A 12748-nucleotide genomic window follows, 5' to 3' on the forward strand; every position below is an offset into this window, starting at 1 on the left:
CTCTCCCCTAGCCGAGCTCTCTGTCCAGTAGCGCGAGAAGGTCTCCCGCCGAGGCCGAACTGATCTGGTCGGCGATGCCGGCCGGTGCTCCGGCGCCCGCCAGGACGCGGACCCGTCCCTGGAGCTCGCCGAGCAGGGTGGAAAGGCCGGCCTGCTCCTCCTGCGCGAGCTGGAGGAACGCCTCCTCCAGCCGCTTGCCCAGTCCTTCGATCTCCTTGGCCAGGTCGCCCGCCGCGGATCGCGGGGCCGCGGAGCCGGGTGTGATGCTCGCGTTCAGGAACTGTGCGAGGGCGCTCGGGTTCGGGTGGTCGAAGGCGAGCGTGGCGGGCAGCTTCAGGCCGGTCACCGCCGAGAGCTTGTTGCGCAGCTCCAGCGCCGTGAGCGAGTCGATCCCCAGCTTCTTGAACGTCGCGCCGGGACCGATCTTCCTGGTGTCCGGGTGGCCGAGGACGAGCGCGGTCTGCGCCCGGACGGCGTCGAGCAGCAGCGCCTGCGCCTCGGCCGGCGGCAGCGACCTCAGCCGCTGCGCGAGTCCGGCGTCGGCGGGCTCCCGGCCCGCCGGGCCGCCGGGTCCGGCCGGTGTCCCGGTCAGACCGCGCAGGAGCGGCGAAGCGGCGCCCGGTGCGGCGGGGTTCAGCCGGGCGGGCACCAGGACCGGCTCGTCCAGGGAGAGCGCCAGGTCGAAGAGCGCGAGCCCTTCCCGCGACGCCAGCGGCAGGACGCCCTGGCGCTGCAGGCGTACGACGTCCGTGTCGCCGATGCCGGCGACCATCTCGCTGCGTTCGGCCCAGAAGCCCCAGCACAGCGAGGTGGCCGGCAGTCCGTCGGCCCGGCGGATTTCCGCGAGGCCGTTGAGGAAGCCGTTGGCCGCCGCGTAGTTGGCCTGCCCCGCCGTCCCGAGCACGCTCGCGATCGAGGAGAACAGCACGAACGCGGAGAGGTCCAGGTGCCGGGTCAGCTCGTGCAGGTGCCAGGCGCCGCGGACCTTCGGCGCGAGGACCGTGTCGACGCGGTCCTCGGTCAGCGCCTCGACGACTCCGTCGTCCAGCATGCCGGAGCAGTGGATCACCGCCGTCAGCGGGTGCTCGGACGGCACGGTGGCGATGAGCCCGGCGACGGACTCGCGGCTCGTGACGTCGCAGGCCACGACCTCGACCTCGGCTCCCGCCCCGGTCAGCTCCTCCCGCAGCCCCGCCGCGGCCGGAGCCGCCGGGCCCCGCCTGCTGGTCAGCAGCAGACGGCGCACGCCGTGACGCTCGACGAGGTGGCGGGCCAGCATCGCGCCGAGGCCGCTGGTGCCTCCCGTGATCAGCACCGTCCCGGACCCGAGGGCGGGAACGCCGTCCGCCCCGCCGGGGGCCTTGTGGGCGCGGGCCAGTCGCGGGGTGGTCACCTCGCCGGACCGGATCTTGAGCTGGATCTCTCCGGTCCCGGCCGCCGCCGGGACGCACTCCCAGGAACCGGCCCGGCCGTCGGTGTCCACGAGCGTGAACCGGCCGGGGTTCTCGGTCTGCGCGGTGCGTACGAATCCCCAGACCGCGGCCGCCGCGGGGTCGGTGCGCGGGACCTGGTCGTCGTGGACCGCGTCCCGCGTCACGATGACCAGGCGGGAGTCGGCGAACCGGTCGTCGGCGAGCCAGTCCTGTACCCACCGCAGCACGCGGTGGAGGCCGCGCTCGACGGCGGCGGGTGTGTCATCGCCGTCCGCGCCCGTCCGGTCGGCGGCGGCGATGACGACGGGGGGTATCCCGGCGCCGGAGGCGGCGAGTTCCGCGAGGCCGGCGAAGACCTCCGCGCCCCGGGCCAGGGCCGCGGGGACCGCGTCGGGTGCTCCCAGTACCGCGTACCGGCCGGTGGCGTGAGCCGGGGGGACGTCGAGGGGGGTCCAGTCCACCCGGAACACGGAGTCCTGATGGTCGAAGGCCAGCGCGGTCAGTTTCTCCGCGTCGGCGGGCCGCAGGCTCAGCGACTCGATGCCGCCGACGGGGGCTCCGTCCTGGTCGGCGAGGGTCACGGTCAGCGCGTTCTCCCCGGCGGGCGCCAGGCGGACGCGCAGCACGGCCGCCCCGGCGGGGTGCACGCGGATGCCGGTGCAGCGGTACGGCAGCCAGCCCTCGGGCCGGGAGTCGTCGACGATCCGCCCCAGGCCGACCGGGAGCAGCGCGGCGTGGAGCAGCGCCGGGTGGATCCGGTAGCGGCCGCCCGCGCCGTCGGCGGCGGGCAGCTCGACCTCCGCGAAGAGGGCGTCGTCGCGGCGCCACACCTTCCGCAGGCCGCGGAGCAGGGGCCCGTGGCCGAATCCGAGGGCGGACAGCCGGGTGTACTCGTCCTCGAAGGGCACGTCGACCGCGCCCGCGGGAGGCCACGCGGCGAGGCTCTCCCCGGCGTCGGTCCGTCCGGTGCCGGACCCGACGACGCCGACGGCGTTGCGCGTCCATGCGGATTCGCCCTCGCCCCGGGAGTGCACGCTGATCACGTTCTTTCCGTCGACGACGACGCGGATCTCGCGGTCGGCCGTCCGAGGCAGCACCAGCGGTGTTTCCAGGGTGAGTTCGTCGACGACGTCGCCGCCCGCCTTGTGCGCGGCCCAGACGGCCATCTCCAGCAGCACGGTGGCCGGCACCAGGACGGCGCCGTGGACGATGTGGTCGGCGAGCCAGGGGTGGCGTTCGAGCGACAGGCGCCCGCTGCCCACCACGCCGCCGTTCTCGCCGCCGTTCTCCGCGTCGTCGGGCAGATCGATCACGGCATCGAGCAGCGGGTGGTCCGAGGTGCTCCCGGTGGTGCTCTCGTCGGGGGTGTTCAGCCAGTAGCGCTGCCGCTGGAAGGCGTACGTGGGCAGCTCGGCCCACGGGCCGTCCCGGTCCGGGAACGCCGTCTCCCACGCCACCGCGACGCCCGCCGCGAAGGCTTCGGCGGCCGACTGCTGGAAGCGCGCGAGGCCGCCGTCGCCGCGGCGCAGCGTGCCCACGGCGGTGGCCTCGGCGCCCGCGCTGTCCAGGGTCTGTTCCACGCCGATCGTCAGTACGGGGTGGGCGGAGGCCTCGATGAAGAAGGCGAAGCCCTGGGCGGCCAGGGCCCGGGTCGCCTCCTCGAAGCGGACGGTCCGGCGCAGGTTGGTGTACCAGTACTCGGCGTCCATCGCCGTCGTGTCCAGCCAGTCGGCCGTCACGGTGGAGAAGAACGGGACCTCGGCTCTACGCGGCTCCAGTCCCGCCAGCACGCGGAGCAGTTCCCCGCGGACCGGCTCCACCTGCCGGGAGTGCGAGGCGTAGTCCGCCGGGACCCGGCGGGCGCGCACCCCGTCCGCCTCACAGGCGGCCAGGAGCGCGTCGAGCTCGGCCACGTCGCCCGACACGACGACGGACGAGGGCCCGTTGACCGCGGCGATGGACAGACCGTCCGTCAGACGTGCGTCCACCTCCTCCAGCGGGAGCGCGAGCGATGCCATGGCGCCGGTTCCGGACAGGGCCAGGACCACCTTGGCCCGGAGCGCCACCACCTTCGCGGCATCCTCCAGGGACAGGGCGCCCGCGACGCAGGCGGCGGCGATCTCACCCTGCGAGTGGCCCACGACGGCTTCGGGGTGCACCCCGTACGAGCGCCAGACCTCGGCCAGCGAGACCATGACGGCCCACAGCACGGGCTGGACGACGTCCACCCGCTCCAGGGCGTCGGCGTCCCCGAGCACGTCGTGCAGGGACCAGTCCACGTACGGCGCCAGCGCGTCGGCGCACTGGCGCATCCGGCGGGCGAACACCGGGGAGGCCTCCCACAGTTCGCGGCCCATCTCGACCCACTGGGAGCCCTGGCCGGGGAAGACGAAGACCGTCTTGCCCGCCGGCTTCGCGACGCCGGACACCACGCGGGCGGGGCCGCTCCCGTCGCCCGTGGCCGCGGCGGTCAGGGCGGCGAGCAGTTCGTCGCGGCCGGCGCCGATGACGACCTGGCGGTGGTCGAACAGCGAGCGCGTCGTCACCAGCGCGTGCCCGACGCCGGCGAGCGGCAGGGCCGCGTCCGCGGCCACCGCGTCCCGCAGCCGCAGCGCCTGTTCCCGCAGTGCCTGCTCCGACCGCGCCGACAGCACCCACGGCACCGACGTGGGGGCCGGGGCGTCCGTTCCCTCGGGGGTCTCGGTGGTCTCGGGGGCCTGTTCGAGGATCAGGTGCGCGTTGGTGCCGCTGATGCCGAAGGCGGAGACGCCGGCCCGCCGGGGGCGGCCTGGTGCGCCGGTCCACTGCCTGGCCTCGGCCAGCACTTCCACCGCCCCGGCCGACCAGTCCACGTGCGTCGACGGGCGGTCCACGTGCAGCGTCTTCGGCAGCACCCCGTGGCGCATCGCCATGATCATCTTGATCATGCCGCCGACGCCCGCGGCCGCCTGTGTGTGGCCGATGTTCGACTTCAGCGACCCCAGCCACAGCGGGCTGCCCGGGTCCCGCTCCTGCCCGTAGGTGGCCAGCAGCGCTTCCGCCTCCATGGGGTCGCCCAGCTTCGTGCCGGTGCCGTGCGCCTCCACCGCGTCCACATCGGCCGTCCGCAGCCCGGCGTCGGCCAGGGCCGCCCGGATGACCCTCCGCTGTGCCAGTTCGTTCGGCGCGGTCAGGCCGTTGGACGCGCCGTCCTGGTTGATCGCCGAGCCGCGGATCACGGCCCAGATCCGGCGCCCGTTGCGCCGCGCGTCCGAAAGCCGCTCGAGGACCAGCACGCCCGCGCCCTCGGCGAAACCGGTCCCGTCCGCCGCCTCCGCGAACGCCTTGCACCGGCCGTCGGCCGACAGGCCCCGCTGCCGGGCGAGCTCCACGAACATCCCCGGGGTGGGCATGGTCGACACGCCGCCGGCCAGCGCGAGCGTGCACTCCCCGGAGCGCAGGGACCGTACGGCCTGGTGGACGGCGACCAGCGACGAGGAGCACGCGGTGTCGGTCGACACCGCCGGGCCCTCCAGACCGAGCACGTACGCCACCCGGCCCGAGGCCACGCTGTTGTACAGACCGGTGATCGCGAAGCCCTCGACCTCGCCGGCCGCCCCGCCGCCCATCCGCGGGCCGTAGTCGGTGGCGTAGAGCCCGGTGAACACGCCGGTCGCCGAACCCCGCAGGACGGCCGGGTCGATGCCCGCCCGTTCCAGCGCTTCCCACGAGGTTTCCAGCATCAGCCGCTGCTGCGGATCCATCGCCAGCGCCTCGCGCGGGCTGATGCCGAAGAACGGCGCGTCGAACTCCGCGAGAGCGGGCAGGAACCCGCCCGTGCGCGTGTACGTCGTCCCGTGCGCTTCGGGGTCCGGGGAGTACAGCGCCTCCAGGTCCCATCCGCGGTCCTGCGGGAAGGCGCTGATCGCGTCCACGCCGCCGGACACGACGCCCCACAGCCCTTCGGGGGACGTCACCCCGCCCGGGAAGCGACACCCCACACCCACGACCGCGATCGGCTCGCGGGCGGACTCCTCCAGCTCGCGCACGCGCTCGCGCAGCTCCTGCGCGTCGCCGACGGCGCGTCGCAAGTAGGACCGGAGCTTGTCGACTTCCTCCACCAGGGCCTCCCCCAACAGTTGCTTATACGAACGGTGTTGCTACACGTATCCGCGGTCGATCAGCTCGAACAGATCGTCGTCGCCGCGGCTTTCCAGGGCCGCTTCCTCCACCGTTTCCGGGGCATCGGGCACCTGCGGCGCGAGGAGGGAGAAGAGGTGGCCGGCGAGCGTTCGCGGAGTGGGGTAGGTGAACGCGACGGTGGCCGGGAGCCGTACTCCGGCCGCCGCGGCGAGCCGGTTGCGCAGTGCCACCGCCATCGAGGAGTCCAGGCCCCGGACCTTGAAGTTCTCGGCCGGCCTCGCCGCGAGATCGGCGGCCGTCAGGTCCACGCCCTTCGCGCGCAGCAGCGCCGCCGTTTCGGCGCACACGAGGGTGAGGACCGCCGCTTCCGAGCCCAGGTCCGCCGCCGCCCCGGTGTTCGCCCGGACGGAGGGGCTGTCCGGGGTGCCGCTGTCGTCGGGCGCCGTCAGCCAGTACCGCTGCCGCTGGAACGCGTACGTCGGCAGGCCGATCCGGCGGGGCCGGTCCGCGGCGAACGCCGCCTCCCAGTCCACCGACGCACCGCGCACGTACAGCTCGGCGAGCGACGCCAGGACCCGGCCGGTACTCCCGTCGTGCTTGTACAGGGTGGCGACGACCACCGGCGAGGCGGCCAGCGCGTCGGCGGTCTCCTCCACCGCCACCTGGAGCACCGGGTGCGGGCTGATCTCGATGACGGTGCCGTGGCCCTGTTCGACGACGCGCTTCATGGCGGCTTCGAACCGGACCGTCTGCCGCAGGTTGCGGAACCAGTAGGCCGCGTCCAGCTCCGCGGGGTCGATCAGGTCACCGGTCACCGTGGAGTAGATCGCCACCGGCGAGGGCATGGGGGTGATCCGGCCCAGCCCGTCCCTCATCCGGTCCTCGAACCGGTCGAGCAGCGGGGAGTGTCCCGGAACGGTCGACTTGATCAGCCGCGCGCGGGCGCCCTGGGACTCGCAGGCCGCGACCAGCTCCTCGACCGCCCGGGTCTCGCCCGAGACGGTGGTCGAGTTCGGTCCGTTGACCGCGGCGATCCCGACCCGGGAACCCCACCGCCCCAGCAGCTCCCGCACCCGCTGTTCGGGCAGCAGGATCCCGGCCATGGCGCCCTGCCCGGCGACCGTGGCGAGCAGCCGGGAGCGCAGGGCCACGATCTTGGCCCCGTCGGACAGGGTCAGGGCGCCGGCGGCGCAGGCCGCGGCGATCTCGCCCTGGGAGTGGCCGATGACCGCGTCCGGTGTCACCCCGAGCGAACCCCACACCCGTGCCAGCGACACCAGCATCGCGAACAGCGCCGGCTGGACCACGTCGATCCGGTCCAGCGAAGCGGCCGCCTCCGCACCGGTCACCACGTCCACCAGTGACCAGTCCACCCAGGGCGCCAGGGCCTCGGCACACTCGTCGATCCCGCGCGCGAAGACCTCCGACTCCGCGTACAGCCGCTTGCCCATGCCGAGCCACTGCGATCCCTGGCCGGGGAACACGAAGACGACCGGGCCGGCCGGTCCCGCGGCCGCCCCGCGGACCACCCGCTCCGATTCGCCGCCCGCCGCCAGCAGGTCGAGGCCGGCCAGTGACTCCTCGCGGCTGCCGCCCAGCACGACCGCCCGGTGGCCGAACCGGGACCGCGTCGACACCAGCGAGTGGCCGACGTCGGCCGCCGACAGCGAGGGGTCCGCGGCCACGAGGTCCCGCAGGCGCGCCGCCTGCTCGCGCAGGGCCGGCTCCGACCGCGCCGACAGCACCCACGGCAGCACCGTGGTGGCGTCCGCGGGGGTCTCGTCCTCGCCCGTGGTGCGGGGCTCCGTCCGCGGCTCGGGGGCCTGTTCGAGGATCACGTGCGCGTTGGTGCCGCCCATGCCGAACGCCGACACCCCGGCGCGGCGCGGCCGGCCGGGCGCGCTCGGCCAGGGCCGGGCGGCCCGGAGGACTTCGAAGTCCTCGTGGAAGTCCTCGATGGCCGGGTTCGGGGAGCGGAAGTTCAGGCTCGCGACCAGCTGGGCGCGGTCCACGCAGAGCGCCGCCTTGACGAAGCCGACCATGCCGGCGGCCGGCTCCAGGTGCCCGACGTTCGTCTTCGCCGAGCCGATCACCAGGGGGCGGCTGCGGCCGGTTTCCCGGAACACCTCGCGCAGGCCGGCTATCTCGGCCGGGTCTCCCATGCGGGTGCCGGTGCCGTGGGCCTCGACGTAGTCGACGCTGTCGAAGGGGACGGCCGCGCGGTCGAGGGCGGCCAGTACGGCGGCGGCCTGCCCGCCGGGGCTGGGATCCGGCATCCGGGTGGACGCGCCGCCGCTGCCGACGCCCCAGCCGCGCACCACCGCGTAGATGTGATCGCCGTCGGCGACGGCGAGGTCGAGCCGCTTCAGGACGACGAACGCCCCGCCCTCGCCGCGGGCGAAACCGCTGGCCCGCTCGTCGAAGGTGAAGCAGCGGCCGTCGGGCGACAGGGCGCCCAGGTTCGCCAGGCCGGCTCCCGCTTCCGGGTCGGTGATCAGGTGCACGCCGCCCGCGATGGCCATGTCGACCGCGCCGGCGCGTATCCGTTCGCAGGTCAGCGCCAGCGATACGAGCGAGGAGGACTGGCCCGAGTCCGCGCAGAAGCTCATGCCGCGGACGTCGAAGAGGCTCGAGATGCGGTTCGCGATCAGCGCACCGCTCGATCCGAGTGCGGCGTAGTGGTCGTCCTGGTCGCTGCCGGACAGCTTGCGCAGCAGGTCGTACCCGGAGGGCGCGGCGCCGACCACGACGTCGATCTCGCGGCCCGCGAGCGCGCCCGCCGGGACGCGGGCGTCTTCGACGGCCTCCCAGGCGAGCTCCAGCCCCAGCCGCTGCACGGGGTCCATGGCGGCCGCCTCCGCCGCGCCCGCGCCGAAGAACTCCGCGTCGAACCCGTCGATGGAGTCGAGGAACGAACCCGACTTCAGGGTGGCGGCGTCCGGATGGGACGTGTACGTCGAGCCGGCCGCCCGGTGCTCGGGGAACTGTCCGACGGTCGACTCCCCGTCGGACAGCAGGCGCCAGAACTCACCCGGGTTGTTCACGCCGGGAAAGCGGCACGCCATCCCGATGACGGCGATGCCGGCGGCTGCGCCACTCATACGAATTCCTTCCGGTTCCCTCGGCATACGGCTCTTGCGGGCTGCACTGCTGTCACCGCCAGGAGGCCAGCAGCCTCAGCAGCTCCTCCGGCGCGTCCATGAAGTCGTAGTGGCCGCCGTCGACCACCCGGATCTCGACCGAATCCGCGTACCGGCGCCACCCCTCCAGCTCTTCGAGGGTGACGTCGGGGTCGTCGCGCCAGTGCACGACGACGACGGGGCAGTCGACCTTGACCGGCTCCGTCCGCCGGTAGGCGCCCGCGGCGGCGTGGTCACGCAGCAGCACGGTCATGCCCATGTCGATCATGTCGGGCCGCGGCTCGATCCCGCGGCCGCGGACGAAGGACTCCAGCTCGGCGCGCAGCTCGGGCTCGGTCAGGGTGAGCATCCGGTCGCGCGAGGCGTCGTGGGGGGCCGGCTGGCCCGAGACGAAGAGGCGGTCCGGCCCGGGCAGGCCGAGTGCGGCGAGCCGCAGGACGGTCTCGTACGCGGGCAGCGCGCCGGCGCAGTGCGCGAAGAACGCGAAGGGCCGCTCCAGCAGCGGCTCCAGCGCTTCGACCAGGCTGTCGGCCAGGTCCTCGTAGGTGCCGTAGTGGGGGTGGCCCAGGCGGTTCTCGCGGCCGGGGAACTGCACCGGGCAGACCTCGGCACCGTCGATCGCGGCCGGCCAGGCGCTGAACGCCGACGCCCCGGACCCGGAGAAGGGGAAGCAGAAGAGCCGGGCGGCGTGGCCGGTGGTCCGCGGCCGGGGGAACCACGGCGAGGGGGCGGTGGTGGTGCCGGTTGTCATGGCGTGTGCCGTTTCTGGCCGACGATGGGGAGGTGGGTCATCCCTGCGATGAAGTACGACCGCAGGTGCTGCGGTTCGCCGGCGAGCTCGATCGAGGCGAACCGCCGGAGCAGTTCCTCGAAGAAGACGCGCAGCGTCATCCGGGCCAGCGGCGCGCCGATGCAGAAGTGCGTCCCGAACCCGAACGCGGCCTGGCGCTTGGCGCCTTCGCGGGTGATGTCGAAGGTGTGCGGGTCGGGGAACAGGGTCTCGTCCCGGTTGGCGGACCCGATCCACGCCACGACCGCGCCGCCGGCCGGGATCGTGCCCCCGCCGATCTCGACGTCGTCCACGGCGTACCGCATGAAGTTGCAGGCGGCCGACGTCCAGCGCAGCCCTTCCTCGACCAGGTTCGGGACCAGCGACAGGTCGGCCGCGGCCTTGTCGAACTGCACGGGGCGTTCGATGAGCGCCTGCACGGTGCCCGAGACGGTGTGCGGGGTCGTCACGTTGGCGCCCAGGAGGATGCTGTAGCCGTCGAGGGCGATCTCCTCGTCGTCCAGCGGCACGCCTCCCGGGCGGACGCTCATGAGGTGGTGGAGCAGGCTGTCGCCCTCGCCGCCGTCCGCCCGCCGCGTCGTGACCCAGTCCTTGACGTAGGTGACGAGCTCGTGGTGGGAGATGGCCAGGGTCGCGGCTTCGCTGCCGATCTGGAAGTGCGGGTCCGACGGGGCCGTCACCATCGCCGTCAGCTGGACGAGCTCCGCCCAGTCCTTCTCCGGGATCCCCAGCAGGGGGCCGGTGACCATCGCCGGGAGGAGCAGCGCCTTCTCGGCCAGGTCGAACGTCTCGCCGTCGAGCGCGGGCTCCAGGAAGCGCACGATCGTCGCGCGGATGCCGTCCTCCCAGGACTTCACCGCGCGGGCGGTGAGCTTGGAGCCGAGCGGGCGGCGGACCTCGGTGTGCCGGGGCGGGTCGGTGGAGGTCATCAGCACGCCGGCCGCGACGTCGTCCGTCCCGAGGTGGGTGGGGACGGTGCCGCGTTCGGAGGTGAACTCGCGGTGGTCGCTGAGCACGCGGCGGACGTCCTCGTAGCGGGTGACCGACCAGAACTCCCGGCCGTCCGGCAGGACCTGGTGGTGCAGGGGCGCCCTGGCCCGCATCACGTCCCAGACCGGGTGCGGATCGCCCGTCCCGTAGAGGTCCAGGTCGAACAGGTCGACGGCGTCGAGGTCGATGTCGCGCCCGGGACCGGGCGTCAGCCTCATGCCGCTCTCCCCCGCTCGATGAGCTCGGCGACGCGGGCCGGGGTCTGCGCCAGGTAGAAGTCGCGTACGGACAGCTTGACGCCGTAGTCCTCCGACACCTGCTCGATGATCTTGATTCCGCTCAGCGAGTTCCCGCCGCGCCCGAAGAAGTCGTCGTCCACCCCGATCTCGCCGGAGTTGAGGTGCTGCCTCCACAGTTCCGCGATTTCCTGCGCCAGCGACGATTCCATTGCCAGTCTTTCCTTCCTCCGCCGACCGGGAATGCCCGCTCGCGTCCTTTACGGCCACCGGGAGGGCATATGCGTTGTCCCGCCGGCGGGATAAATTCTCTGAATGGCCGAATCGAGTGTCGCGTGAATTCGCCTCCGCGCACACCGTAAGGGCGGTGGCCGGTGCCTGTCCCGCCGGCGGGACAGGCAAGTTCGACAGCGGCTCGTCCCGTCCCGGCACCGGCGTTCCTTGACCGGCTGATCCGCGTTCAGTGAACGTGGAGGTGATTTAACGACGTTAGAGGCTCAGTGGAGTGAGGGGGAACGACGTGGGAAATACCGGCATGGATACGGACGTGGTGATCGCGGGCGCCGGGCCGACAGGCCTGATGCTCGCCTGCGAGCTGCGGCTGGCGGGCGTCGACGTGGTGGTGGTCGAGCGGCTGGCGGAGCGGACGGGCGAATCACGGGCCGGCGGGATGCATTCGCGCACCCTGGAGGTGCTGGACCAGCGCGGAATCCTGGAGCGTTTCCTCGCGGTCGGCGAACTGCAGCCGGTGGGCCACTTCTCCGGCCTTTATCTGGAATTCGACGAGTCGGAGTCCAGGCACCCCTATCCGCTGATGATCCTGCAGTCCGCCATCGAGCGGCTGCTGGAGGAGCGGGCCGCCGAGCTCGGCGTGCGGGTGCGCAGGTCGTCCGAGGTGTGCGGGATCCGCCAGGACGAGGCCGGCGTGACGGTCGAACTGGGTACGGAGCAGGGGGCGCCGAAGACGCTGCGCGCCCGCTACCTCGTGGGCTGCGACGGCGGGCGCAGCACGGTGCGCAAGCTGGCGGGCATCGACTTCCCCGGCACCGAGGCGACGATGACCGCGCTGATCGGAGACGTCGAGCTGCCCGGTCTGACGGAGGACTACGTCTGGGTGCGGCGCTGCGCGGGCGGTGACTTCTCGGCGATCGCCTTCGAGCCGGGCTGGTTCCGGGTGATCACCTCCGAGTACGACCGCGTCGTGGACCGCGACGAACCCACGACGTTCGAGCAGCTCCGGGAGTCGCTGGTCAGGCTGGCGGGCACCGACTACGGGATGCACAGCCCGCGGTGGGTGTCCCGGTTCAACGACGCCGCGCGGCAGGCCGCCCGGTACCGGCAGGGCCGGGTGCTGCTCGCGGGCGACGCGGCGCACATCCACTTCCCGGCCGGCGGGCAGGGGCTGAACATGGGCGTGCAGGACGCGTTCAACCTCGGCTGGAAGCTGGCCTCGGTGGTGCGCGGCCGGGCGCCGGAGAGCCTGCTGGACAGCTACCACGACGAGCGGCACCCCGTCGGGGAGCGGGTGCTGCACAACACCCGGGCGCAGTCGGCCCTGGCCCGCCCCGGGGCTCAGACCGACGCGCTGCGCGAGGTGTTCGGCTCGCTCATGGTGTTCGACGACGTCAACGGGCACCTGCGCGGCATGCTGACCGCGCTGGACATCCGCTATCCGGCCGGCGGCGACCACAAGCTGGCGGGCCGCCGGGTCCCCGACGCCGGCCTCAAGGCGGCCGACGGCGCCACCCGCGTCTACGAGCTGCTGCACTCCGGCCGCCCCGTACTGCTCGACCTGAGCGGCAGCGCCGGGCCGGCGGCGGCCGTCGCGGGCTGGGCCGATCGCGTCGACCTCGTCGAGGCGCGGAGCGAGGACGACTTCTGGCCCGTCCCGGCCCTCGGGGAGGTCCGTGCTCCGGCCGCGCTCCTCATCCGCCCCGACGGCCATGTCGCCTGGGCGGCCGACGGCGTGCCCGACACCCTCGCGCTGCGGACCGCCCTCACCACCTGGTTCGGTCCCGCCCTGCGGGGGTGAGAGAC

Annotated in this window: 5 protein-coding genes and 1 pseudogene; 1 reads left to right on the forward strand and 5 read right to left on the reverse strand. The window is 73.5% G+C overall.

Annotated elements, in window-relative coordinates:
• Positions 1-7: 7 nt before the first annotated feature.
• The 5 genes and pseudogenes from ACFV0Q_RS15730 to ACFV0Q_RS15750 all read right to left on the reverse strand — a co-directional run.
• Positions 8-5488: pseudogene (locus ACFV0Q_RS15730) on the reverse strand (SDR family NAD(P)-dependent oxidoreductase); the annotation flags it as partial.
• An 84-nt stretch (positions 5489-5572) separates the two neighbouring features.
• A complete protein-coding gene (locus ACFV0Q_RS15735; protein ID WP_385005500.1) occupies positions 5573-8656 on the reverse strand; it encodes a type I polyketide synthase in 3084 nt (1027 codons plus the stop codon).
• A 52-nt stretch (positions 8657-8708) separates the two neighbouring features.
• The gene (locus ACFV0Q_RS15740; RefSeq protein WP_385005502.1) at positions 8709-9446 is read right to left on the reverse strand and encodes a thioesterase II family protein; all 738 of its coding nucleotides are present in this window, start codon (positions 9444-9446) and stop codon (positions 8709-8711) included.
• Positions 9443-10693, reverse strand: coding sequence for a cytochrome P450 (locus ACFV0Q_RS15745; RefSeq protein WP_385005504.1), 1251 nt, complete (start codon positions 10691-10693; stop codon positions 9443-9445). The genes ACFV0Q_RS15740 and ACFV0Q_RS15745 overlap by 4 nt, the downstream gene beginning before the upstream one ends.
• Entirely contained in the window at positions 10690-10923 is a 234-nt protein-coding gene (locus ACFV0Q_RS15750; protein ID WP_385005506.1) for a phosphopantetheine-binding protein, read from the reverse strand. Before ACFV0Q_RS15750 ends, ACFV0Q_RS15745 begins: the two co-directional genes overlap by 4 nt.
• 323 nt (positions 10924-11246) lie before the next feature.
• On the opposite strand from ACFV0Q_RS15750, the gene ACFV0Q_RS15755 reads away from it, so the two are divergent.
• Positions 11247-12743, forward strand: coding sequence for an FAD-dependent monooxygenase (locus ACFV0Q_RS15755; RefSeq protein ID WP_385005508.1), 1497 nt, complete (start codon positions 11247-11249; stop codon positions 12741-12743).
• The last annotated feature ends 5 nt before the right edge of the window (positions 12744-12748 follow it).

The sequence above is a fragment of the Streptomyces sp. NPDC059564 genome (assembly GCF_042735575.1).
Classification (GTDB): Bacteria; Actinomycetota; Actinomycetes; order Streptomycetales; family Streptomycetaceae; genus Streptomyces.